General features: G+C 43.8%; 24 protein-coding genes. 22 read left to right on the top strand and 2 right to left on the bottom strand.

From position 1 onward, the window contains the following. Positions 1-2: 2 nt before the first annotated feature. The 3 genes from DXB15_RS03380 (at position 3) to thiI (ending at position 3,444) form a co-directional block, all read left to right on the top strand. Positions 3-752 (top strand): RsmE family RNA methyltransferase, encoded by a 750-nt coding sequence (locus tag DXB15_RS03380; protein ID WP_118702020.1) that lies wholly within the window; start codon positions 3-5, stop codon positions 750-752. 2 nt (positions 753-754) lie between these two features. Then, positions 755-1,909 carry a cysteine desulfurase family protein gene (locus tag DXB15_RS03385; protein WP_118702046.1) on the top strand — a complete coding sequence of 385 codons (1,155 nt, stop codon included), beginning with the start codon at positions 755-757 and terminating at the stop codon, positions 1,907-1,909. Positions 1,910-2,256: 347 nt separating this feature from the next. After that, positions 2,257-3,444, top strand: coding sequence for a tRNA uracil 4-sulfurtransferase ThiI (gene thiI, locus DXB15_RS03395; protein WP_109215661.1), 1,188 nt, complete (start codon positions 2,257-2,259; stop codon positions 3,442-3,444). A gap of 215 nt (positions 3,445-3,659) precedes the next feature. Here the strand turns inward: thiI and DXB15_RS03400 are convergent, their stop codons facing one another. Further along, positions 3,660-3,893, bottom strand: a complete 234-nt coding sequence (locus tag DXB15_RS03400) for an HPr family phosphocarrier protein (RefSeq protein WP_109215659.1) — start codon at positions 3,891-3,893, stop codon at positions 3,660-3,662. Between the two features lie 152 nt (positions 3,894-4,045). Here DXB15_RS03400 and mtaB point away from each other — a divergent pair, with 152 nt between their 5' ends. The 9 genes from mtaB to DXB15_RS03445 are packed head-to-tail and all read left to right on the top strand — an operon-like array spanning position 4,046 to position 11,429. Then, positions 4,046-5,329 carry a tRNA (N(6)-L-threonylcarbamoyladenosine(37)-C(2))-methylthiotransferase MtaB gene (mtaB, locus tag DXB15_RS03405; RefSeq protein WP_118702022.1) on the top strand — a complete coding sequence of 428 codons (1,284 nt, stop codon included), beginning with the start codon at positions 4,046-4,048 and terminating at the stop codon, positions 5,327-5,329. Between the two features lie 39 nt (positions 5,330-5,368). After that, complete coding sequence (locus tag DXB15_RS03410) at positions 5,369-5,632, top strand: IreB family regulatory phosphoprotein (protein WP_109215657.1); 264 nt, start codon at positions 5,369-5,371, stop codon at positions 5,630-5,632. A gap of 9 nt (positions 5,633-5,641) precedes the next feature. Next, complete coding sequence (gene ruvX, locus DXB15_RS03415; protein ID WP_109215656.1) at positions 5,642-6,079, top strand: Holliday junction resolvase RuvX; 438 nt, start codon at positions 5,642-5,644, stop codon at positions 6,077-6,079. Positions 6,080-6,086: 7 nt separating this feature from the next. Next, the gene (locus tag DXB15_RS03420) at positions 6,087-6,344 is read left to right on the top strand and encodes a DUF1292 domain-containing protein (RefSeq protein WP_109215655.1); all 258 of its coding nucleotides are present in this window, start codon (positions 6,087-6,089) and stop codon (positions 6,342-6,344) included. A 39-nt stretch (positions 6,345-6,383) separates the two neighbouring features. Continuing rightward, positions 6,384-8,048 carry a ribonuclease J gene (locus tag DXB15_RS03425; protein WP_256385901.1) on the top strand — a complete coding sequence of 555 codons (1,665 nt, stop codon included), beginning with the start codon at positions 6,384-6,386 and terminating at the stop codon, positions 8,046-8,048. 6 nt (positions 8,049-8,054) lie between these two features. Then, positions 8,055-8,396, top strand: a complete 342-nt coding sequence (locus DXB15_RS03430) for a YlbF family regulator (protein ID WP_118702023.1) — start codon at positions 8,055-8,057, stop codon at positions 8,394-8,396. Positions 8,397-8,417: 21 nt separating this feature from the next. Further along, complete coding sequence (locus DXB15_RS03435; RefSeq protein ID WP_109215653.1) at positions 8,418-9,077, top strand: O-methyltransferase; 660 nt, start codon at positions 8,418-8,420, stop codon at positions 9,075-9,077. Between the two features lie 10 nt (positions 9,078-9,087). Then, the gene (locus DXB15_RS03440; RefSeq protein ID WP_109215652.1) at positions 9,088-10,368 is read left to right on the top strand and encodes a peptidase U32 family protein; all 1,281 of its coding nucleotides are present in this window, start codon (positions 9,088-9,090) and stop codon (positions 10,366-10,368) included. A 2-nt stretch (positions 10,369-10,370) separates the two neighbouring features. Continuing rightward, positions 10,371-11,429 (top strand): lactonase family protein, encoded by a 1,059-nt coding sequence (locus tag DXB15_RS03445; protein WP_109215651.1) that lies wholly within the window; start codon positions 10,371-10,373, stop codon positions 11,427-11,429. A gap of 376 nt (positions 11,430-11,805) precedes the next feature. Here the strand turns inward: DXB15_RS03445 and aroC are convergent, their stop codons facing one another. Next, positions 11,806-12,906, bottom strand: a complete 1,101-nt coding sequence (gene aroC / locus DXB15_RS03450) for a chorismate synthase (protein ID WP_109215677.1) — start codon at positions 12,904-12,906, stop codon at positions 11,806-11,808. A gap of 107 nt (positions 12,907-13,013) precedes the next feature. On the opposite strand from aroC, the gene tgt reads away from it, so the two are divergent. From tgt to DXB15_RS03500, 10 genes are all read left to right on the top strand, one after another. Then, on the top strand, positions 13,014-14,144 hold the full coding sequence (gene tgt / locus DXB15_RS03455) for a tRNA guanosine(34) transglycosylase Tgt (RefSeq protein ID WP_109215678.1): 1,131 nt from the start codon (positions 13,014-13,016) through the stop codon (positions 14,142-14,144). Between the two features lie 251 nt (positions 14,145-14,395). Next, a complete protein-coding gene (gene yajC, locus DXB15_RS03460) occupies positions 14,396-14,707 on the top strand; it encodes a preprotein translocase subunit YajC (protein ID WP_109215679.1) in 312 nt (103 codons plus the stop codon). Positions 14,708-15,032: 325 nt separating this feature from the next. Next, on the top strand, positions 15,033-16,133 hold the full coding sequence (leuB, locus tag DXB15_RS03465; RefSeq protein WP_118702024.1) for a 3-isopropylmalate dehydrogenase: 1,101 nt from the start codon (positions 15,033-15,035) through the stop codon (positions 16,131-16,133). Positions 16,134-16,152: 19 nt separating this feature from the next. Further along, complete coding sequence (ilvD, locus tag DXB15_RS03470) at positions 16,153-17,817, top strand: dihydroxy-acid dehydratase (RefSeq protein WP_109215647.1); 1,665 nt, start codon at positions 16,153-16,155, stop codon at positions 17,815-17,817. 32 nt (positions 17,818-17,849) lie between these two features. Next, complete coding sequence (gene ilvB / locus DXB15_RS03475; protein ID WP_118702025.1) at positions 17,850-19,529, top strand: biosynthetic-type acetolactate synthase large subunit; 1,680 nt, start codon at positions 17,850-17,852, stop codon at positions 19,527-19,529. Between the two features lie 108 nt (positions 19,530-19,637). Next, positions 19,638-20,723, top strand: coding sequence for a 3-phosphoserine/phosphohydroxythreonine transaminase (gene serC, locus DXB15_RS03480; RefSeq protein WP_109215645.1), 1,086 nt, complete (start codon positions 19,638-19,640; stop codon positions 20,721-20,723). 160 nt (positions 20,724-20,883) lie between these two features. Then, positions 20,884-22,047: a phosphoglycerate dehydrogenase gene (locus DXB15_RS03485; RefSeq protein WP_118702026.1), complete on the top strand. Its 1,164-nt coding sequence runs from the start codon at positions 20,884-20,886 to the stop codon at positions 22,045-22,047. Between the two features lie 181 nt (positions 22,048-22,228). Further along, on the top strand, positions 22,229-23,470 hold the full coding sequence (locus DXB15_RS03490; protein WP_109215643.1) for a DUF1015 domain-containing protein: 1,242 nt from the start codon (positions 22,229-22,231) through the stop codon (positions 23,468-23,470). Positions 23,471-23,608: 138 nt separating this feature from the next. Further along, on the top strand, positions 23,609-24,508 hold the full coding sequence (locus DXB15_RS03495) for a mechanosensitive ion channel family protein (protein WP_109215642.1): 900 nt from the start codon (positions 23,609-23,611) through the stop codon (positions 24,506-24,508). Positions 24,509-24,734: 226 nt separating this feature from the next. Next, complete coding sequence (locus DXB15_RS03500; RefSeq protein ID WP_118702027.1) at positions 24,735-25,973, top strand: dicarboxylate/amino acid:cation symporter; 1,239 nt, start codon at positions 24,735-24,737, stop codon at positions 25,971-25,973. The last annotated feature ends 14 nt before the right edge of the window (positions 25,974-25,987 follow it).

The raw sequence follows: 25,987 nt of genomic DNA on the forward strand, positions 1-25,987 counted from the left end.
GCATGTATCAGTTTTTTGTGGATGATTGCCAGATTGGTAAAGAATACGTGACCATCACTGGAAGTGATGTCAATCATATCAAAAACGTACTGCGTATGCGTCCGGGTGAAAAAATCCGGGTCAGTAGCAGCTCACGGGATATGTTCTGTGAGATTGCGGAACTGACTGATGATTTCGTGCAGGCAGACATTCTGGATGAGGAAGCGCCGGATACGGAGCTCCCGTCACAGATTTATCTGTTTCAGGGACTGCCAAAGGGCGATCGTATGGAGTATATCATTCAGAAATCGGTGGAACTTGGCGTGCACGAGATCATTCCGGTGGCAATGAAATATTGTGTTGTAAAACTGGATGCAAAAAAGGCCGGCAATAAAGTAAAACGTTGGCAGGCTATCAGTGAGAGTGCGGCAAAACAGTCCAAACGTAGCAAAATTCCGGAAGTGCATACCGTAATGAGTTTCAAAGAAGCGGTAGTGTATGCAAAGCAGCAGGATATGATTTTGGTTCCTTATGAAAATGAACGCGGTATGGAAGCAACCAGAGAAGCGTTAAAAAAGGTAAAGCCGGGACAGTCTATCAGTGTGTTTATCGGTCCGGAAGGCGGTTTTTCTGAGGAAGAGATTGAACTTTTGCGGCAGGATGCTGAGGTGCTTTCCCTTGGAAAACGAATTTTGCGCACGGATACGGCAGCAATCTGCACCATGTCCATGCTGATGCTGGAACTGGAAGAAAAAACGGAGGGAGAATGCTGACAATGGAAGCATATCTGGATAATTCAGCCACCACGAGATGTTCGGAGGCGGCAAAAAATAAAATGGTGGAAGCGCTGACGGTGGACTTCGGAAATCCGTCCTCTATGCATATGAAAGGTGTGGAAGCGGAAAAATATGTCAAAGAGGCAACCACAGCTATCGCAAAAACCCTGCGTTGTCAGGAAAAGGAGATTGTATTCACTTCCGGTGGAACAGAGTCCAATAACCTGGCAATCATCGGGACAGCACTGGCAAACCAGCGTGCAGGCAAACATATCATTACCACCAGCGTAGAGCATGCATCCGTGAAAAATACCATGCGTTTTCTGGAAGAAGAGGGATTTGAGATCACTTATCTGCCGGTAGACGCAAACGGTCAGATTTCACTGGAACGGTTGCAGCAGGAGCTGCGGGAAGATACGATCCTTGTTTCCATGATGATGGTAAACAATGAAATCGGTGCCTTAGAGCCAATCGAAGAAGCTGGAAAAATCATCAAAGATCACAATCCGGCTACGGTATTTCATGTGGATGCGATTCAGGCTTACGGAAAGTTTCAGATCATTCCGAAACGGATGCATATCGATCTGCTTTCTGTCAGCGGACATAAAATTCACGGACCGAAGGGCATTGGATTTTTGTATATCAAAGATAAGACAAAGATTCGTCCGATTTCCTTTGGCGGAGATCAGCAGAAAGGCATGCGTTCCGGAACCATTAATGTGCCGGGAATTGCAGGACTTGGTGTGGCAGCGACAGAGGCTTATGACCATCTGGAGGAGAATGCAGAACATCTGTATGAACTGAAAGCATATTTTACAGAGAAGCTGCAGCAGCTTGAGGATGTGACCATCAACGGAAAGACAGACCGTGACAGTGCGCCACAGATCGTCAGCGCAAGTTTTGTAGGTGTGCGTTCCGAAGTGTTGCTTCATTCACTGGAGGACCGCAATATTTATGTGTCTGCGGGAAGCGCATGTTCTTCCAATCATCCGTCCCTGTCCAGCACATTGCTGAATATCGGACTGGATCATGCGCATCAGGAATCCACGCTGCGATTCAGTTTCTGCCCGGAGACGACAAAAGAAGAGTTAGATTATACTTACAGCGTTCTGGAAGAGTTACTTCCAATGCTGCGTAGATATAGAAGACACTAAAATATAACAACGAGATTTTCTGCAACGGATCAAATGTATAGGAGAATATGTTATTGCATAATGCATATTTCATCTCAGTCTGAGTTGAGACTCCCACTTCTGCAAGTGGTGAGTAGTAACAAGTATTTCTCAGTGGGAGTTCAATCTCCGACTGAGATAAATGCTCCGCGAGGATGTGCAGTGATTCTGAAAAGAAGATGTCAGCTTGCGCTGACCAGAATCACGCACCAAGTCTCACGTGCGTTCGACTTGAAAGCACGAATACTGAAAGTATACTTGAGTTTAGATTTGAAAATAACTGCAGAATAATTACAAGTTAGAACCAATGAGAGAGGAGAAACGAACTTATGTTGTTTCAGTCATTTTTGATCAAATACGGCGAGATCGGTATCAAAGGAAAAAACCGTTACGTGTTTGAAGAAGCGTTAATGAAACAGATCGGACATGCTCTGCAGCCGGTGGACGGAACTTTTTCCGTTTCCAGAGAGCAGGGAAGAATTTATGTAGATGCAGAAGGCGATTACGATTACGATGAGGCAGTTCTGGCCCTGACAAGAGTTTTCGGTATCGTAGGCATCTGCCCGTTAGTCAGAGTAGATGAGAACGGTTTTGACCAGCTGGCAAAAGACGTATTGAAATATCTGGATGACGTATATCCGGATAAAAATAAGACTTTCAAAGTAGTTTCCAGAAGAGCACGGAAAAACTTCCCGAAAAACTCCCAGGAGATCAATGCAGATCTTGGTGAGATCATTCTGGACACTTATCCGGAGATGAAAGTTGACGTACATCACCCGGATATCATGCTGAACGTGGAAATTCGTTCTCAGGTAAATATTTATTCCATGATCATTCCGGGACCGGGCGGTATGCCGGTTGGAACAGCCGGAAAAGCAATGCTGCTTCTGTCCGGTGGTATCGACAGTCCGGTAGCAGGTTATATGATTGCAAAGCGTGGTGTTACCATTGAGGCTACTTATTTTCATGCACCGCCTTATACAAGTGAGCGTGCAAAACAGAAAGTTATCGATCTGGCAAGAATCGTATCCCGTTATAGCGGTCCAATCAAATTAAATATCGTAAACTTTACTGACATTCAGCTTTATATTTATGACAAATGCCCGCATGACCAGCTGACCATCATCATGCGTCGTTATATGATGAAGATTGCAGAGCATTTTGCAAATGAGTCCGGATGCCTTGGACTGATCACCGGAGAGAGTATCGGACAGGTAGCAAGCCAGACCATGCAGTCACTGGCAGCAACCAATGCAGTATGCAATATGCCGGTATATCGTCCGCTGATCGGTTTTGATAAAAATGATATTATTGCAATTTCTGAAAAAATTGATACTTATGAGACATCCATTCAGCCGTTTGAGGACTGCTGTACGATCTTCGTTGCAAAACATCCAGTGACAAAACCGAACCTGAAGATCATTGAGCGTTCCGAACAGCATCTGAATGAGAAAATTGATGAACTGATGCAGACAGCTATCGAGACAACAGAGACAATCACTGTTTGCGAGGAATAGAAAAAATCAGTCTATTGAATAAGTATAGAAAAAGAATGATTCGTATATTGAGGTTTAGAGTTATATAAAAACTTGCATTGTTTTCAGAAAGTGTTTTTTGCTTGCCAGAAAGTTCAGCGTAATTTTCTGGCAAATAAAAAACCGGGAAAAAATCATCTTGACTTTTCCCGGTATCTGGTTTTGAAATAAGTATTTTCATCATTATCTGTATCAGATTATACAAGATAAGGTTTTAATGCTTCCATGATCTCAGCCATATCTGTGTCGCCTGCATGAATTGCAAGGTCGATCGGTTTGGACAGATCCAGACTGAAGATACCCATGATGGATTTTGCGTCGATGACGTATCTTCCGGAAATCAGATCAAAATCAAAATTGAACTGAGTAATTGCATTGACGAAGCTTTTTACCTTATCGATGGAATTTAAAGAAATCTGTACTGTTTTCATTTTACCAGCCCTCCTGAAAAATAAATATTTTATCTTATTCTTCAATAGTAACTTCAAATTATAAAAAAGTCAATAATGTACGCCCGGAATATTTGAAATGACTTACCAAAATTGATTTTGGGCATACGCAACACGATATAGGAGTTGAAACAATGAAAAAAGCGGCATTACACAGCCTTGGATGTAAAGTAAATTCATATGAGACAGAGGCAATGCAGCAGATGTTGGAGCAGGCAGGATATGAGATCGTGCCGTTCCATGACAGAGCGGATGTGTATATTATCAATACCTGTTCTGTGACGAATATTGCGGACCGTAAATCCAGACAGATGATCCATAAAGCAAAGAAAATGAATCCGGATGCAATCGTTGTGGCAGCGGGGTGTTATGTGCAGACATCCACGGAGCAGGCGAAAGCAGATGCGGCCATTGATATTATTATCGGAAACAATAAAAAGCAGGATCTTCTTGCAATGCTGGCAGCCTATGAGGCAGATCATGGTGTTGAGCAGGAAGGCGTGCTGGATATTAATCATACAAAACAGGAATACGAAGAACTGACGGTCATTCATCCGTCAGAGCATACTCGTGCATTTTTGAAAGTGCAGGATGGCTGTAATCAGTTTTGCAGTTACTGCATCATTCCGTATGCGCGAGGCAGAGTTAGAAGCCGGAAACTGGAGGATGTCGCTGTGGAAGCCCGCAGACTGGCAGAAAACGGTTTTCAGGAGCTGGTGCTGACAGGAATTCATCTGAGTTCTTATGGCATTGACTGCGACAGCAGCCTGCTGGAACTGATTCAGACACTGCATGAGATTGACGGTATTGAACGTATCCGACTGGGATCTCTGGAGCCGGGGATTATCACAGAAAGTTTTGTACAGGCTCTGGTAAAACTGCCGAAGGTATGTCCGCATTTCCATCTGTCCCTGCAGAGCGGAAGCGGCACTGTTTTGAAACGAATGAACCGCAGATACACACCGGAAGAATATCTGGAAAAATGCGATCTGCTGCGTCAGTATTATGAACATCCGGCGATCACGACGGATATTATCGTGGGATTCCCGGGGGAGACACCGGAAGAGTTTGAGGAGACCTGCGCATTTGTGAAAAAAGTAGATTTTTATGAGGTGCATGTGTTTAAATATTCCAAACGAAACGGAACCGTTGCTGCATCCATGCCGGATCAGATTCAGGAATCTGTCAAAGCAGAGCGCAGTGGAATCCTGATGGAGCTGGCAGAAAAGCAGAAAAAAGAATTTATTAATTATTATAAAGGAAAAGAAGTGTCCGTATTATTTGAGGAACCGGTAGAGGTGGACGGCGTGCGCTATTTTGAAGGACTGACACCGGAATATGTCAAAGTATGGGTACCAACGGAGGAAAACCTGGCGAACCGGATAATGACGGTTGAATTTTTCCCTTATTTATATTAGAATAAATATTGATATATTTTAACGACAGAGGTACAAGTTATGCAGGACTTAAGCAGTACACAATATTTTAAAGTAGAAAAAGCACCGGAATTAAAAATCGGTGATGTTCTGGAAATCGTATACAAAGCGATGGCAGAGAAAGGATACAATCCGATCAATCAGATCGTGGGATATATTATGTCCGGAGATCCGACATATATTACAAGTTATAAAAATGCCCGCAGTCTGATCATGAAAGTGGAACGTGATGAGCTGGTAGAAGAAGTTCTGAAAGATTACGTTGCAAAACATGGATGGGATTAGGATAAACGTATGAGAATAATGGGACTTGATTTCGGTTCAAAGACGGTTGGGGTTGCAATCAGTGACCCCTTGTTTTTGACTGCCCAGGGAATTGAGATCGTGCGGCGGAAGGCACCAGGAAAGCTGCGCCAGACACTGGCACGGATCAATGAACTGAAAGAGGAATATGAAGTAGGAAAGATTGTACTTGGTTTTCCGAAAAATATGAACAACACAGAAGGCGAACGATGTGAGAAGACACTTGAGTTTAAGGAAATGCTGGAGAAGCGTACCGGACTTGAGGTAGTGCTCTGGGATGAACGACTGACCACCGTAGAAGCAGACCGTACTATGATGCAGGTCGGAATCCGCAGAGAGAACAGAAAAGAATATGTGGATGAACTGGCTGCCATCTTTATATTACAGGGATATCTGGATTATCAGAGCAGACAGCACACGGAAGGGTAGAAGTGCGATGGACAAAATTATTTTTACAGATCCGGAGAATCAGGAAGAACTTGAATTGTACCTTTTAGAACAGACATGTATCAACGGAACGACTTATCTGCTTGCAGCTGAGGAAGAAGAGGAGGATTCTGTTGCATATATTTTGAAGGAAGTACAGACAGAGGACGAAGATGTTATCTATGCAATGGTGGAGGATGATGTGGAATTAAATGCTATCTCCAAAGTTTTTGCAGAGATGCTGGACGACGTGGATATTGAAATGTAAGAAAAATGAGAACGGAAATAAAATAGGAGGTGCGATTTTTTGGCAAATACAAAAAAATCTAAATTAAAGATCATTCCCCTTGGCGGACTGGAAGCCATTGGAATGAATATTACTGCTTTCGAATACGAAGACAGTATTATTGTGGTGGATTGCGGTCTGGCATTCCCGGAAGATGATATGTACGGTATTGATTTATGTATACCGGATATCACATATTTAAAAGACAATATCGATCGTGTAAAGGGATTTTTTATCACGCACGGTCATGAGGATCATATCGGAGCACTTCCTTATGTGCTGCGTGAGATCAATGTGCCGATTTATGCGACAAAGCTGACCATCGGCATTATCGACCACAAACTTGGTGAACACAATATGCTTAATAAAGTAAAACGTAAAGTGGTCAAATACGGACAGCACATCAATCTTGGATGTTTCCGTGTGGAGTTTATCAAGACAAATCACAGCATTCAGGATGCGGCAGCACTGGCCATCTATTCTCCGGCAGGAACCGTGGTACACACCGGTGACTTTAAAGTAGATTATACACCGGTTTACGGAGATGCCATTGATCTGCAGCGTTTTGGTGAGATCGGTAAAAAAGGCGTACTTGCGCTGATGTGCGACAGTACCAATGCAGAACGCCCTGGATTTACCATGACAGAGCGAAAGGTCGGAAAAACATTCGAGAGTATTTTCAGTGATCATACACATCAGAGAATCATTGTTGCAACCTTTGCATCCAATGTGGATCGTGTGCAGCAGATCATCAATACCGCATATAAATTTGGACGTAAGGTAGTGGTAGAAGGCCGAAGCATGGTCAATATCATTTCCATTGCATCCGAACTTGGTTACCTGAACATTCCGGACAATACACTGATCGAAGTAGACCAGCTGAAAAATTATCCGGATGAGAAAACGGTTCTGATCACCACAGGAAGTCAGGGCGAACCACTGGCAGCTCTGTCCCGTATGGCAAACGGCATTCACCGCAAAGTGAAGATTCAGCCAAACGATCTGATCGTATTCAGCTCCAACCCGATTCCGGGAAATGAGAAAGCGGTTTCCAAGATCATTAACGATCTGTATCGTCAGAGCGCAGAGGTTATTTTTCAGGATACCCACGTATCCGGACATGCCTGCCAGGAAGAGATCAAACTGATCTACTCCCTGCTTCATCCGAAATATGCAATTCCGGTACATGGCGAGTTCAAACACCGTAAAGCGCAGGCAGGTGTGGCAGCAGAACTTGGTATGGATAAAGAGCACATTCTGATGATTTCATCCGGTGATGTACTGGAAATTGATGAAGACGGCGCAGAAGTAGTTGGAAAAGTACCGGCAGGTTCCGTATTTGTCGACGGACTGGGTGTCGGAGATGTCGGAAATATCGTTATGCGTGATCGTCAGCATCTGGCAGAAGACGGTATCATCATCGTTGTCCTGACACTGCAGGGCGGTTCCGGACAGCTTTTGGCAGGACCGGATATCGTATCCCGTGGATTTGTTTATGTGCGTGGATCTGAGAGCCTGATGGATGAGGCACAGCATCTTTTGAATGAGCATGTGACGGATCTGACCGACCGCGGTATCACAGACTGGGGCAAGATCAAGACAGAGATCAAAGATTCACTGGGCGAGTTTGTATGGAAAAAGACAAAACGCCGCCCGATGATCATTCCGATTATCATGGAAGTGTAAGAGAAAATGGATTTAAATACAAGCATCGAGGAACTGAAGCTTGCGCTGCAGAACAGTGACGCTTTCTGCCGGTATCAGAAGATCCGGGAGGAAGTGCATCACTATCCGGAAAAAGAGCACAGACTTCATGAATTTCGAAGAAAAAATTATTTTTTACAGAATAGCAAAGATCAGATCGATCTGTTTACCGAAGCAGACCGTCTGGAACAGGAATATGCAGATGTATACAAAGATCCTCTTTTAGGGGAATATCTGGCAGCGGAAGTTGCAGTCTGCCGTATCATTCAGCAGATCAATAAGGAACTGCTTGGATGTCTGGATTTTGAAGCAATTCTGTATGAAGAATAAGAAACTGGTACAGGTTAGACTATGATCGTTGATGAAAGATTTGTGACATATATCAATTCTCTCAACACGGGAAATACACCGTTTCTGGAAGAATTGGAAAAAAAAGCGAAAGCAGATTATGTACCGATTATCCGCCGGGAAATGCAGAGCCTGTTAAAATTACTACTGGCGATGAAGCGCCCGGTCCGGATACTGGAAGTAGGAACGGCGGTCGGATTTTCTGCATTACTGATGGCAGAATATAATCCGGTGGACTGTGAGATCACTACGATAGAAAATTATGAAAAGCGCATTCCCATTGCAAAAGAGAATTTTACGAAAGCAGGACGGGATCAGATGATCACACTGCTGGAGGGGGATGCCGCAGAAGTGTTAAAGACATTGCAGGAACCATATGATTTTATTTTTATGGATGCGGCCAAGGGGCAGTACATCCATTTCTTTGACGATGTCTTGCGTTTACTGGCAGAGGGTGGTATTCTTGTGTCAGATAATGTACTGCAGGACGGAGATATCATAGAGTCCCATTATGCAGTGACCAGAAGAAACCGCACGATCCACAAGAGAATGCGGGAGTATCTGTATGAACTGACCCACAACGAGAACCTGACTACGGCAGTACTGCCGGTGGGGGATGGCGTGACCGTCAGTGTAAAGAAAGAACAACAGGAAAAAGAGTAAGGAGCATTACATGAAACATCCAGAATTATTAATTCCGGCAAGCAGTCTGGAAGTATTAAAAACAGCGGTTGTGTTTGGTGCGGATGCAGTATATATCGGTGGAGAAGCCTTTGGACTGAGAGCCAAAGCGAAAAACTTTTCCATGGAGGAGATTCGGGAAGGAATCGCGTTTGCACATGCTCATGATGTAAAAGTATATATTACAGCAAATATTCTGGCTCATAATGGCGATCTGAGCGGAGTGAGAGCTTATTTTGAAGAATTAAAAGAAATCAAACCGGATGCACTGATCATTTCAGATCCGGGTGTCTTTATGATCGCCAGAGAAGTATGTCCGGAGATTGATATCCATATCAGTACCCAGGCAAACAATACAAACTATGGAACATATCAGTTCTGGCATCAGCTTGGCGCACGCCGTGTGGTAACTGCCAGAGAACTGTCTATGGCAGAGTTAAAGGAAATCAGGGAGAAAGCACCGGCAGATTTGGAAATGGAGACATTTATCCATGGTGCTATGTGTATTTCCTATTCCGGACGATGTCTGCTGTCCAATTATTTTACCGGCCGTGATGCAAATCGTGGGGCTTGCACTCACCCATGCCGATGGAAATATGCCATCGTGGAAGAGACCAGACCGGGAGAATATATGCCGGTTTACGAGAATGAACGTGGCACCTATATTTTTAACTCCAAGGACCTGTGCATGATCGAGCACATTCCGGAGTTGATCGACAGTGGAATTGACAGTTTTAAAATTGAAGGTCGTATGAAGACCGCATTGTACGTGGCTACCGTAGCCCGTACGTATCGTAAGGCAATTGATGATTATCTGGAGTCTCCGGAATTATACCGGAAAAACATGGACTGGTATCTGGATCAGATTTCCAATTGCACGTATCGTCAGTTTACAACCGGATTTTTCTTCGGAAAACCGGATGAAAGTGCTCAGATTTATGACAACAATACTTATGTAAAAGAGTATACCTATCTGGGCATTATAGGGGAATGCACTGCAGACGGATTATACCGTATCGAACAGCGCAATAAATTTTCTGTAGGGGAACAGATTGAAATCATGAAGCCGGATGGAAGAAACATTCCGGTAGTCGTTCGCAGAATCGTGGACGAAGAAGGGCAGGAGATGCAATCTGCGCCGCATCCGAAGCAGGTTTTATATATCGAACTTGCAGCGGCAGAAAATGGTGCTCTTTCCGGGGCAGAGGTTTCGGAGCAGGACAACCATGCAGCAGAACTTTATGACATATTGCGTAGGAAAGAGGAGGAATAGTCATGGCAAAAGATCGTTATGTGGCATATGTCGGCACTTACACACACGGAAGCAGTGTGGGAATCCATATTTTTGATGTGGATGCCGAGAAAGGAAAAATGACAGAACGCAAGGTGGTTCCGATTAATAATCCATCTGATTTAATTGTTTCTACCAGCGGAAAGTTTCTTTATTCTATTGCAGATGAAGGTGTACAGTCCTTCCGTATTCTGGAAGATGGAGATCTGGAACCGATCAATTCTGTGTGGACAGGTGGCATGAGAGGATGCTATCTGGAAGTGGATGAGCAGGATCGTTACCTGTTTGTGGCAGGCTACCATGACGGACGTATTACCATGATGAACCTGAATGAGGATGGTTCTATCGGTGAGATCGCAGATGGAATTTTCCATAAAGGCATTGGTGTAAATATTACAGACCGCAGCTCTATGCCACATGTTACCTGTGTAAAGGTGACACCGGATCAGCAGTGTGTCTGCGCAGTAGACAGTGGTCTGGATCAGGTAAAAATTTACCGGATCGACAGAGAACACAATAAATTGGAGCTGGAAGATATTCTTCGTTGTGAACTGGACAGTGGTCCAAAGATGCTTCGTTATGACCGTCAGCATAAATATGCTTATGTATTATGTGAAATTGATAACGTTATTGAAGTATATGAAGTTGGCGAACGAGATGACGATGTAGATCCGTTCAAACTGATTCAGCGTATCAGCACCATTGAACCGGGCGAAAAACAGCGTGCAGCTGCATCTGGTATTGAGTTTTCACCGGATGGAAATCATCTGTTTGTAACCAATGCAGGTATTAATACAGCGATCATTTATGATGTAGATAAGGAAACCGGAGTACTTACACCGTTTTTCCATTGCAAGACCAGTGGAGATTATCCGAAGGCACTGGCGGTTATGCCGGATAATAAGCATTTTATTATCCTCAGTCATGAGACAAATGAGATGTTTACTTACAACATGAATTATGAGAATCGCTATTTCCTGCAGGATTCCAAACCGATCAAGATCGAACAGCCGAACTGTATTTTTATTCACAAGTTACAGTAATGAATGATAGTCGGATTGAGATGGAATTCTCTTTTAATAGAAATGATTGATATTTGAAATAAAAAAGACTGTCACCGAAACCAAAATGGTTTTGATGGCAGTCTTTTTATGTGTACAGAGATTCATCTCAGTCTGAGTTGAGGCTCCCACTTCTGCAAGTGGTGAGTAGTAACAAGTATTTCTCAGTGGGAGTTCAATCTCCGACTGAGATCAATGCTCCGCGAGGGCGCACATTGTCTGGGAGACAATGGGTTTGCGCCGACCGGAACGGAGTATAGAGTGCAGTGATTCTGAAAAGAAGATGTCAGCTTGCGCTGACCAGAATCACGCACCAAGTCTCACGTGCATTCGACTTGAAGAACAAATCAATAGGATTTTATTCGTAAATTTTTTTCAGATTATCAAGTTTTGCAGTTGTATTTCGAAGCATCAGATCCAAAATAGTAATAGCAGCCATGGCTTCCACAACAACAACAGCTCTTGGCACAACCACCGGATCGTGGCGTCCGCGGATGCTGATATCGACAGCTTCGCCGTCTGCATTTGCCGTATGTTGCAACTGTGCAATGGATGGTGTTGGCTTTACAGCGGCGCGGAACACAATCGGAGAACCATCGCTGATACCGCCTAAGATACCACCGGCATGATTGGTTGCTTTGGTCAGAGGACCATTTTCCTGTGGCACAAAGGAATCATTATTTTCGGAACCACGGGCAGTAGCGGCAGCAAAGCCATCCCCGATTTCAAAACCTTTTACTGCACCGATGGAAAAAATGGCTTTTGCCAGACTTGCATCCAGTTTGTCAAATACCGGATCGCCGATACCGGCAGGAACACCATTAATTACACATTCGATAATGCCGCCGGAAGAATCCTGTGCTTCGATGCATTGATCCAGAAAGACCTGAGCATCTTTTGCAGCCTGAGCATCCGGCATGGCAACCGGATTTTGCCTGATCTGTGCAGCGTCAAAGCGGTTTGGATCAATGGAGACCGGACCGATGGCTTTTGTATAAGTAAGAATGGAGATGCCCATTTCTTTTAACAGTTTTGCGGCAATGGCGCCTGCAGCAACACGTCCGATGGTTTCACGGGCAGAAGAACGTCCACCGCCACGGTAATCGCGGAAACCGTATTTTGCATCAAAGCAGTAATCGGCGTGTCCCGGACGATAGCAGCGGGCAATGTCACTGTAATCCTTGGAATGCTGATTTTCATTTCGTACGATCATGGAGATCGGAGTGCCTGTGGTGCGTCCTTCAAAAACACCGGAGAGAATCTCCACCCGGTCTGCTTCGGTACGCGGGGTGGTGTATTTGGATTGTCCCGGTTTTCGACGGTTAAGATAAATCTGAATGTCTTCTTCGGACAGTGGAAGTCCGCTTGGGCAGCCGTCTACTACGACGCCGACCCCTTTTCCATGGGATTCTCCCCATGTGGTAATCTGAAAAATAGTTCCTGTATTTGAACCAGCCATAATGTTTCCTCCTCTGGTATAAAAAAACAATGTTTATTATTTTTGACACTTACCTTATTATATGATAAAGTTATAAACAGCGCAATGAAAAAGGAAAGGAACTTTTTATGTATAAATTATTAAAAAAAGATGGACGCGCGAAGCGTGCCGAAGTGACAACGGTGCATGGAACCATCCAGACACCGGTATTTATGAATGTCGGAACCGCAGCAGCGATCAAAGGTGCGGTATCCACAGATGATCTGCAGCAGATCAAGACACAGGTGCAGTTATCCAACACATACCATCTGCATGTCCGTCCGGGTGACAAACTGATCAAAGACCTTGGCGGTCTGCATAGATTTATGGTATGGGACAAACCGATTCTGACGGATTCCGGCGGATTCCAGGTATTTTCCCTGGCAGGACTGAGAAAGATCAAAGAGGAAGGCGTACATTTCCACTCTCATGTAGATGGACGTAAAATTTTCATGGGACCGGAAGAAAGTATGCAGATTCAGTCGAATCTGGGATCTACCATTGCCATGGCATTTGATGAGTGTCCACCTGCACTGGCAGACAGAAGTTATGTACAGCCATCGGTAGACCGTACCACACGCTGGCTGGAACGCTGTAAAAAAGAAATGCAGCGTCTGAACAGTCTGGAAGATACGATTAATAAAAATCAGATGCTTTTTGGTATCAATCAGGGAGCTATTTATGATGATATCCGTATTGACCATGCAAAACGCATCAGCGAGATGGATCTGGACGGTTACGCAGTGGGTGGACTTGCCGTTGGTGAGAGCCATGAGGAGATGTATCACATTCTGGATGTGACAGTTCCGCATCTTCCGGAAGACAAACCAACTTACCTGATGGGCGTTGGTACTCCGGCAAATATTTTGGAAGCAGTAGACCGCGGGGTAGACTTCTTTGACTGTGTATATCCGAGCCGAAACGGACGTCATGGACATGTTTACACCAATTTTGGAAAACTGAACCTGTTTAACCAGAAGTTTGAGCGTGATATGCGCCCAATCGAAGAGGGATGTCAGTGTCCGGCCTGCCGTACATACAGCAGAGCTTACATTCGTCATTTATTGAAAGCAAAAGAAATGCTTGGTATGCGTCTGTGTGTACTGCATAATCTGTATTTCTATAACACAATGATGGAAGAAATCCGTGATGCCATTGATGCAGGAAATTATCAGAATTATAAAGCTGAGAAACTGTACCGCATGGAACATGGGGAGTAAGAAAAAGTTCACCCGCGCCATTCGCAAAACGCCCGTACTGGGCTTCTCTGTAGTTACACTACTATTTTTGCTCATAAAATGGCGCTCCCTTCATCACTATATATCCCATTAATTCCTCATGCGAGTATGATTATTAACGGAATATATATGATGAGTGAACTGAAAAAAATAAAAAATATGCGAAATGGCTTGAAGAAAAGCTACATTTTGTGTAGAATATTTAATAGTATTGAAAAATAGGAGGAAATCAAATGAACGTATTATCATCCAGTACAGGAATGGGTATGATGGGAACAATCATCTGGATTGTTGTTTTACTTGTATTCGTATTTGTATTTATGCTGAGACCGCAGAAAAAAGAGCAGGCAAGAAGAAATGAGATGATGTCTAAAATGGCAGTCGGCGATACTGTTCTTACAAGCAGCGGCTTTTATGGTACACTGATCGATATCAATGAAGATACCGTTATCGTAGAGTTCGGCAACAACAAAAACTGCCGTATTCCGATGCAGCGCTCTGCAATCGCACAGATTGAAAAAGCTGAAGACGCAGTAGAAGAGTAAATTGAAAAAAGCAAAGATCAGACAAAGGAGGGCGGGGCATGGATATCAATCGATATCACTGCCCTTCTTTTGTATATCAGATGGGAGATGACTCCCAACTCTATAGGTGGTGAGAAACAAGCTAGTATTAGTGGTGGAAGCCAATCCCCCATCTGATATAGCCTCCGGCAGGATTACAGAGGTACGCAGTTGAAGTATGTCATGCAATTGCATGACGCGCACCTCGCAACAAGAATGCCGGAGCATTCTTGAATGTGAGTGACGTCGAAAAACATAAATTTTCAGGCATCATATCAGAAAATTTGTTTTTGAGAGGAGAAAGAGAATGAAATATCAGGTTGGAGTCATTGCCGGAGACGGCATTGGTCCTGAGATTGTAGCCGAGGCACAGAAAGTTTTAAACTGTGTGGCTGACAAATTCGGACATGAATTTGAGTACGAAGATATTTTAATGGGAGGATGCTCCATTGATGCGACCGGAGAGCCGCTGACAGATCATGCCATTGAACAGGCACTGCACTCTGATGCAGTTTTAATGGGATCCATTGGCGGAAATACAAGTACTTCCCCATGGTATAAACTTCCACCGGAGAAACGTCCGGAAGCCGGATTACTGAAATTACGTAAGTCTCTGAACCTATTTGCAAACTTAAGACCGGCTTATCTTTATGAGGAATTAAAAGAGGCATGCCCGTTACGTGATGACATCATCGGCACAGGCTTCGATATGATGATCATGCGTGAGCTGACCGGAGGACTTTACTTTGGAGCCCGCAAGACCAGCGAGGTAGACGGTGTTGTGACAGCGGTAGATACCCTTACATATACCGAGAATGAGATTCGCAGAATCGCCATCAAAGGTTTTGATATTGCCATGAAACGCCGCAGAAAAGTAACAAGCGTTGACAAGGCAAATGTACTGGATTCTTCCAGACTCTGGAGAAAAATCGTAGAGGAAGTAGCTAAGGATTATCCGGAAGTTACTTATGAACATATGTTAGTAGACAACTGTGCAATGCAGCTGGTAAAAGATCCGAAACAGTTTGACGTTATCTTAACAGAGAACATGTTCGGTGACATTCTTTCCGATGAGGCAAGTATGGTAACCGGTTCCATCGGTATGCTTTCCAGCGCAAGCCTGAATGATACAAAATTCGGTCTGTATGAGCCGAGTGGCGGATCTGCACCGGATATTGCAGGACAGGGAATTGCAAATCCGATCGCTACTATTTTATCCGCAGCAATGATGCTTCGTTATTCCTTTGATCTGGATAAAGAAGCTGATGCAGTGGAAAATGCGGTAAAACAGGTATTAAAAGACGGATATCGTACCATCGATATCATGCCACAGGAAGAAGATAAGAAGTCTGCCGTAGAACAGGTTGGAACCAGTCGTATGGGCGATCTGATCTGCGAGAGAATATAAAAAAGGAGTATGTAAAAAAATGAGAAGTGACAATGTTACAAAAGGGATGCAGCAGGCACCTCACAGATCTTTATTTAACGCTCTTGGTTATACCAAGGAAGAATTAGACAGACCGTTAGTAGGTATCGTAAGTTCTTATAATGAGATCGTACCGGGTCATATGAACCTGGATAAAATCGTAGATGCTGTAAAAATGGGCGTTGCAATGGCAGGTGGAACACCGATCGTGTTCCCGGCAATCGCAGTTTGTGATGGTATTGCAATGGGACATACAGGAATGAAATACTCTCTGGTTACCCGTGATCTGATCGCAGATTCCACAGAGTGTATGGCAATGGCACATCAGTTCGACGCACTGGTTATGGTTCCGAACTGTGACAAAAACGTACCGGGACTTCTGATGGCAGCAGCAAGACTGAATATCCCGACTGTATTCGTAAGCGGCGGCCCGATGCTGGCTGGTCACATTCATGGCAAAAAGAGAAGTCTTTCTTCCATGTTTGAAGCAGTTGGTTCCTACGCAGCAGGTACTATGACAGAGGAAGAGGTTAGAGAGTACGAAGAAAAAGTATGCCCGACCTGTGGATCCTGTTCCGGTATGTATACAGCAAACTCCATGAACTGTCTGACAGAGGCAATTGGTATGGGACTTCCTGGAAACGGAACAATCCCGGCTGTATATTCTGAGAGAATCAAACTTGCAAAACATGCAGGTATGGCAGTTATGGAACTGTTAAAGAAAGATATCCGTCCGCGTGATATCATGACAAAAGCAGCATTCATGAACGCTTTAACTATGGATATGGCACTTGGATGTTCCACAAACTCCATGCTTCACCTTCCGGCTATCGCACATGAGGCTGGTGTGGATATCGACCTTGATATCGCAAACGCATTAAGTGAGAAGACACCAAACCTTTGCCACCTTGCGCCGGCAGGCCCGACTTATATGGAAGACTTAAACGAAGCAGGCGGTGTATCAGCAGTTATGACTGAGTTAAATAAAATCGGTTTGCTGGATACAAGCTGCATGACAGTTACAGGAAAAACAATCGCTGAGAATATTCAGGGGGTTGTAAATAAAAATCCGGAAGTTATCCGTCCGGTTGAGAATCCATACAGCAAGACAGGCGGAATCGCCGTACTGAAAGGTAACCTTGCTCCGGATTCCGCAGTTGTAAAACGTTCTGCAGTAGTACCGGAGATGATGGTACATGAAGGTCCGGCAAGAGTATTTGACTGTGAGGAAGATGCAATCGCAGCTATCAAAGGCGGTAAGATCGTTGAGGGTGACGTTGTTGTTATCCGTTACGAGGGACCGAAAGGCGGTCCGGGTATGCGTGAGATGCTGAACCCGACATCTGCCATCGCAGGTATGGGACTTGGTTCTTCCGTAGCTCTGATCACAGACGGACGTTTCTCCGGAGCTTCCAGAGGCGCTTCTATCGGACACGTATCACCGGAAGCAGCAGTTGGCGGCCCGATCGCATTCGTAGAGGAAGGCGATATCATCAAGATCAACATTCCGGAGAATACTCTGAATGTAGATATCTCTGATGAAGAGATGGCAGCAAGAAAAGCAAAATGGCAGCCGCGTGAGCCGAAGATCACAACAGGATATCTGGCTCGTTACGCTTCCATGGTTACATCTGGAAACACAGGTGCTATTCTGAAAACAAACTAATAAGATGAGATAGAAAAGAGGAACAAAAGCATATGCAGTTGACAGGATCACAGATTGTTATCGAATGTTTGAAGGAGCAGGGCGTGGATACTGTATTTGGTTATCCGGGCGGAGCGATTTTGAACGTTTACGATGAACTGTATAAACATAGCGATGAAATTCACCATGTGCTTACGTCCCATGAACAGGGAGCTTCCCATGCAGCGGATGGATATGCCCGCTCCACCGGAAAAGTCGGTGTGTGTCTGGCTACTTCCGGACCGGGTGCAACCAACCTGGTAACCGGTATCGCAACCGCATACATGGATTCTGTTCCAGTAGTGGCTATTACCTGTAACGTAGGTGTGCCGTTGCTTGGAAAAGACAGCTTTCAGGAGATTGATATCGCAGGTATCACGACACCGATCACAAAGCATAATTTTATTGTAAAAGATGTCAATAAACTGGCTGATGTGATCCGCCGTGCTTTCCGGATCGCCCAGACCGGGCGTCCGGGACCTGTGCTGGTAGATATTCCAAAAGATGTTACCGCAGCTACAACGGAATTTGAATTTCAGCAGATTCCGCCGGTAGCACGTAAGATCGACAAAATGACAGAAGCAGATCTGGAGCAGGCAGCAGCCATGATCCGTGAAGCGAAAAAACCGTATATTTTTGTAGGTGGCGGTGCAGTCATTTCCGGAGCCAGCGAAGAACTTGCAAAATTTGCAAATCTGGTAGATGCGCCGGTATGTGATTCCCTGATGGGAAAAGGTGCATTTGACGGAACCAATGATCGATACAGCGGAATGCTTGGTATGCATGGTACCAAAGCTTCCAATTACGGTGTAAGCGAATGTGATCTGCTGATTGCAGTTGGCGTTCGCTTCAGCGACCGTGTTATCGGTGACGCAAAACGCTTTGCAAGCAACGCAAAGATTCTGCAGTTTGATGTAGATCCGGCTGAGATCAACAAAAACATCCAGACGGATGCCAGCGTGATCGGAGATATCAAGGAAATCCTGAAACGTGTGAACCACCTGTTAGAGCAGCAGGAGCACACAGAGTGGATGCAGCAAATTCAAGAATTTAAGGATAAATATCCGTTAACTTATAAAGAAAAAGGATTGTCCGGACCATTTGTCATGGAAGAGATTTACCGTCAGACAAAGGGTGAAGCAATTATCGTTACAGAGGTAGGACAGCATCAGATGTGGGCGGCACAGTATTATAAATTTGCCAAACCGCGTACATTACTGACCTCCGGTGGTCTTGGCACCATGGGATATGGTCTTGGTGCAGCTATCGGCGCACAGATAGCAAATCCGGAGAAACAGGTTATCAACATTGCAGGTGACGGATGTTTCCGCATGAATATGAACGAGATTGCCACAGCAGTCCGTCAGCAGCTTCCACTGATCCAGATTGTCATCAACAATGAAGTACTTGGTATGGTACATCAGTGGCAGGGATTATTTTATGAGAAACGTTATTCCAACACGATTTTAAATGATGGTGTGGATTTCGTAAAACTTGCTGAGGCTATGGGAGCCACAGGCATGCGCGCAAAGACACAGGAAGAGTTTGCCGAAGAAGTGGCAAAAGCGTTGGAGATGAAAACTCCGGTACTGATTGACTGTGTCATTGACAGTGATGATAATGTTTGGCCGATGGTTGCACCGGGTGCACCGATCAGCGAAGCATTTGATGAATCTGATCTGAAGAACAGATAAATGACGCATCCGGGTGGCACTGTACAGGGAGAGTAATCTCTTTGCCACCTGGAAGGTGTTCATAATAAAAAAATCCTGCAAGACAGGACAAATCCAGGAGGTTTCAAAATGAGCAGAGTTTACAATTTCTCGGCTGGACCGGCAGTATTACCGGTAGAAGTGCTGAAAGAGGCACAGGAGGAGATGCTTGATTACCGTGGATGCGGTATGTCCGTTATGGAGATGAGTCATCGCTCCTCCATGTTTCAGGAAATCATTGATGAGGCTGAAGCAGATTTAAGGGATTTATTACATATCCCGGATAACTACAAAGTATTATTTTTACAGGGTGGTGGGGCATTACAGTTCTCCGCAGTTCCAATGAACCTGATGAAAAATGGTGTGGCTGATTATATCGTAACAGGTCAGTGGGCAAAGAAAGCATATGAGGAAGGAAAAAAATACGGAAAAGCAGTAAAAATCGCTTCTTCTGAAGATGAGACATTTACTTATATTCCGGATTGTTCTGATCTTCCAATCGATGATGATGCAGATTATGTATACATTTGCCAGAACAACACCATTTACGGAACTGTATATCATGAACTGCCGAACACCAAAGGAAAAACTCTGGTAGCAGATGTATCTTCCTGCTTCCTGTCAGAGCCGATGGATGTAGAGAAATACGGCGTGATCTGGGGCGGCGTTCAGAAAAATATCGGACCTGCCGGCGTACAGATCGTAATCATTCGTGAGGATCTGATACGCGATGATCTGCCGGATTATGTACCGACTCTGATGAAATACAAAACACAGGCTGACAAAGGTTCCATGTACAATACACCGCCATGCTACGGCATTTACATTTGCGGTAAAGTATTCAAATGGATCAAGAGCCTTGGCGGTCTGGAAGCAATGAAGAAACGTAACGAGGAGAAAGCAGCAATCCTGTATGATTTCCTTGACAACAGCAAACTGTTCAAAGGTACTGTCCGCAAAGAAGATCGTTCCCTGATGAACGTTCCGTTTGTAACAGGTGACAAAGATCTGGATGCAAAATTCGTTGCAGAAGCAAAAGCAGCAGGTCTGGAGAACTTAAAAGGACACAGAACCGTTGGCGGTATGCGTGCTTCTATCTACAATGCAATGCCAAAAGAGGGCGTTATCGCATTGGTTGAGTTCATGAAGAAATTCGAGGCTGAGAACACAAAGTAAATTTGTGAATCATATTTGAGTTTTATTGCGATATGAGAATGACAATCGTTACGATTGATTATTTTTAAAATGTAAAAAGTGTGTGCCGAAAGGCAAAACTGACTGAGAAGGTGAGATGTCCCGGTCAGAAAAATTGAGTTGAAGAAAAGAGGAAACAAAAATGGTTCAGTTTCATTGTTTAAATCCGATCGCAGCGTGCGGTCTGGAATTATTCCCGGATACCTATGAGAAAACAGAGGATTTTAATCAGGCAGAGGTTGCATTAGTGCGTAGTGCGGCAATGCATGATATGGATCTTCCAGAATCACTGCTGGCAGTAGCCCGTGCAGGTGCAGGCGTTAACAATATTCCGCTGGAGAAATGCGCAGATCAGGGAATCGTTGTATTCAATACACCGGGTGCCAATGCCAATGGTGTAAAAGAGCTTGTAATCGCAGGAATGCTTCTGGCAAGCCGTGATATTACGGGTGGTATCGACTGGGTAAAAGCGAATAAAGAAGATGCAGGAATTGCAAAAGCTGCCGAGAAAGCAAAAAAAGCATTTGCAGGAACTGAAATCAAAGGAAAAAAACTTGGTGTCATCGGACTTGGAGCCATCGGTGTGCAGGTTGCCAATGCGGCGGTAGCACTGGGCATGGATGTGCTTGGTTACGATCCGTATCTGTCCGTCAATGCAGCATGGAATGTTTCTACAAAAGTAAAACATGTGATGTCTGTTGAGGACATTTATAAAGAGTGTGATTTTATCACAATTCATGTACCTCTCCTGGATTCTACAAAAGGAATGATCAGCAAAGAAGCCATCGCAATGATGAAAGAGAACGTAATCGTTCTGAATTTTGCAAGAGATACACTTGTAGATGAGCCTGCTATGGTGGAAGCATTAAAGGCAGGAAAAGTACGCAAATATGTCGTAGATTTTCCGAATCCGACCACTGCTGGTGTGGAAAACTGTATCGTAATTCCACATCTTGGAGCGTCTACTGCAGAATCTGAGGATAACTGTGCAGTTATGGCAGTACGTGAAGTGATTGATTATATTGAGAACGGAAATATTGCACATTCTGTAAATTATCCGGATTGTAACATGGGTGTGTGCACAGCTGCTGCAAGAATTGCAATTTTGCACAAAAACATCAAAAATATGATCGGACAGTATTCATCTGTACTTGGTGAGGCAGGTGCCAATATTGCCGATATGACCAATAAGAGCCGCAATGACTATGCTTATTCACTTCTGGATCTGGATGCACCGATCTCAGCAGAAGTTGTAGAAAAACTGGCTGCAATTGACGGTGTATTAAAAGTTAGAGTGATCAAATAAGATCATGAAAGTCGGCGTGGGAACAGAGAGTACAGCTTTGTTTCCACGCCTTTTTACTATACAAATATTTTGAAAAACATGTGAGAATCTTTCTTATATGCTGATAAGCAGATAATATATGGGACTTTTTATAACAAAAATAATTGGCAGATTTTCATGTTGACAAAAAGGAGAAAGTAAGATGGCAGAAATCAGACCATTTGCATGTGTGCGCCCATGCAAAGAGAAAGCAGCAAAGATTGCTGCGTTACCATACGATGTATATAATCGAAAAGAAGCAAAAGAAGAAGTACTGAGGGAACCGGAATCATTCTTGAAAATTGACCGTGCAGAGACACAATTTGACGATTCCGTGGATACTTATGCACCAGAAGTATATCAGAGAGCGCATGACACATTGTGGAATATGATAGAAAAAGGTGATTTCATTCGTGACGATAAACCATGCTATTATATCTACGAACTGACCATGAATGGTCGGACGCAGACGGGTATCACAGCCTGTGCGTCAATTGATGATTATGAAAATAATGTAATTAAAAAACATGAAAATACACGTGCGGAAAAAGAACAGGATCGTATTTGTCACGTAGATATCTGTGATGCGCAGACAGGACCGATTTTTCTGGCTTATCGTGACGATGACCAGATTACGGCAATTGTTGCAAAGGTAAAGAAACAGGATCCGGAATATGATTTTACATCACCGGATGGAGTTCGCCATCGTGTATGGGTAATTGCTAAAACTATAGATATCAGTGAGATTCAGAAAGCTTTTGCAGGAATTAATCAGATTTATATTGCAGACGGTCATCATCGTGCGGCTTCTGCTGTGAAAGTCGGTGAGAAACGGAGAAGAGAACACCCGGGATACAATGGAAAAGAAGAATTCAACTTTTTCTTATCTGTGCTGTTCCCGGAAAGTGAATTGAAAATTCTGGATTATAATCGCATAGTCAAAGATTTAAATGGAATGACTGAAGAAGAATTTTTAGTAAAAATGCAGGAACTGTTTGATGTATCTGAGTTGAATGAGACAGATAAACATCCACAGGAGAAAGGTACCTTTTCCATGTATCTGAAAGGACAGTGGTATACCTGTAAGATTCGTCCGGAAGATTTGAATTCGGATCCGGTGAAAGGACTGGATGTTTCTCTTCTTCAGGATTTACTGTTGCAGCCGGTTCTCGGAATTACAGATCCAAAGACAGATCCACGCATTGATTTTGTGGGTGGTATCAGGGGAACAAAAGAATTGGAAAAACGTTGTCGTGAAGATGCAAAGGTGGCTTTTGCCATGTATCCGACTTCCATCGGAGAACTTTTTTCTGTTGCGGATGCAGGTCTTCTGATGCCGCCAAAATCCACCTGGTTTGAACCAAAACTGAGAAGTGGACTCTTTATTCATTTGCTCAATGAGTAAAAAGAAAAGGTAAGCTATCTTTCAAAAACAGATGAAACATAGTTTGTCGGTGGGAGATAAAAAATAATTCTGTGTGCGTTGGGTTCAAAATACAAATGGAGACTCAACGTATACAGAACACAAGAATGGAGTTATAGAATGCTGAAGTTTTTATTAACACAAAATCTGGCAGATGAAGTGACTGATGTTGTATCGGATAATGTGAATTTCTGGTCCTGGAATACAATTGTCAAATATTTTGAAGATTCATTTCCAACTGTGTTAGATTTTCTTGTAAAACTGATTATTGCGATTATCGTACTGCTGGTTGGACGCAAAATTATACAGCTGGTTCGAAAATTTGTCCGAAAATTTCTGAACAAAACAAACTGGGATGAAGGTGTAAAGCAGTTCCTTGATAATATCTGCTATGTAGGACTGCACTTTGTCCTGATTATGATCGTACTTGGAAAGTTTGGAATCACTGCAAGTTCGGTCATTGCAGTTATCGGTTCTGTCGGTCTGTCCGTTGGCCTGGCGTTGCAGGGAACATTATCCAATTTTGCAGGTGGAGTTTTGATCCTGATTTTAAAACCATTTAAAGTGGGAGATTACATCCGGGAAGATACTCACGGAAACGAAGGAACTGTTTCAGAGATCCAGCTCTGTTATACGAAACTGCTGACCGTAGATAATAAAACGGTTGTCCTGCCAAACGGCAGCTTATCAAATTCCAGTCTGACCAACCTGACACAGCAGGACAAACGAAGGATTGACATTACAGTTGGCATTTCCTACGATGCGGATATCCGGCTGGCAAAACAGGTGATTTCCGATGTGCTGGAGAAAGAGAAAAACTGCATGACCAGCGCGGAACCATATCATGTGTTTGTGGACAGTCTGGGAGACAGTGCTGTGGTCATCGGCATTCGTGTCTGGGTAAAGACCGAGGATTACTGGGAAACAAGATGGCGCATCACGGAAAATGTAAAATATGCGTTGGATGACCATCAGATTGAGATTCCATTCCCGCAGGTTTCGGTGTCAATGAAGTCATAAAAATCATGAAAAAGGTGTTTCTGTGACAGAAACAGACGGAAAATGAATAAAATGTGACACAAAATTGCAAAATGGAAGCAGATTCCTGTGGAAAAAATCTTTGAGATATGATATTGTTAATGGCAGTGTATTTCTGGCACGGGCAGTTATCCATGAAACAAATGGTAAACTTTCCGGGTAAAAAGTATCAATAACAATATTATGTATCTGAAAGGAAAAATGAAATATGAATAAACAAAAGAAAAAACTGCCACTGGCGATGCAGATTTTTATTGCATTGATCCTGGCAATCGTGGTAGGACTGCTGATTCAGAGTCATGCAACATTTGCGGAAAATTATATTAAACCATTTGGAACGATTTTCCTCAATTTATTAAAATTTATTGTAGTTCCTATTGTATTATTTTCCATTATGTGTGGAATCATATCTATGAGGGATATCAAAAAAGTCGGAGCAATCGGTCTGAAAACGGTTGTATATTATATGTGTACGACAGCATTTGCCATTACGATCGGTCTGATTGGCGGTAATGTCTTCCAGCGTTTTTTCCCGGTGATCGCAACGACAGATCTGGCTTATGAAATGCCGGAAAAAATGTCTGTCATGGATACCATTGTAAATATTTTCCCGTCAAACTTCATCAGCCCGATGGTAGAGTCCAATATGCTGCAGGTAATTGTGATAGCATTATTACTCGGTTTTTCTATTATTGGACTGGGAGAAAAAAATGTCGGGATTGTGAAGGCATGTAACAGCCTGAATGAAGTATTTATGAAATGTATGGATATGATTCTGAAATTATCTCCGATCGGTGTATTTTGTCTGCTCTGCCCGGTAGTGGCGAGTAATGGAACTGCAATCATTGGTTCACTGGCCATGGTATTGCTGGCAGCTTACATCTGTTATGTTCTGCATGCAACGATTGTATATTCCATTGCTGTAAAGACAATGGGCGGCATCAGCCCGACCCGGTTTTTCAAGGAAATGCTTCCAGCCATTATGTTTGCGTTTTCCAGTGCATCTTCTGTGGGAACACTTCCAATTAATATGGAGTGTGTGGAAAAACTCGGTGCCAGAAAAGAGATTTCATCCTTTGTACTTCCACTTGGTGCAACCATTAATATGGATGGAACAGCGATTTATCAGGGAGTCTGTGCGATTTTTATCGCATCCTGCTATGGTATACATCTGACTTTGCCACAGATGATGACCATTATCCTGACTGCTACACTGGCATCCATTGGTACCGCCGGTGTGCCGGGATCTGGAATGGTTATGCTTGCAATGGTGCTGACTTCTGTAGGACTTCCGGTGGATGGAATCGCTCTGGTTGCAGGTGTGGATCGTATCTTTGACATGGGACGTACCACAGTCAATATTACCGGTGATGCAAGCTGCTGTATCATTGTGTCCAATCTGGAGCGCAAAAAAGAAGAGCGCAGGGCAAAAAGAGGTTCCTGCTGATAGGATATGCTGTG

The sequence above is a fragment of the Roseburia sp. OM02-15 genome, from assembly GCF_003481835.1.
Lineage (GTDB): Bacteria > Bacillota > Clostridia > Lachnospirales > Lachnospiraceae > Eubacterium_I > Eubacterium_I ramulus_A.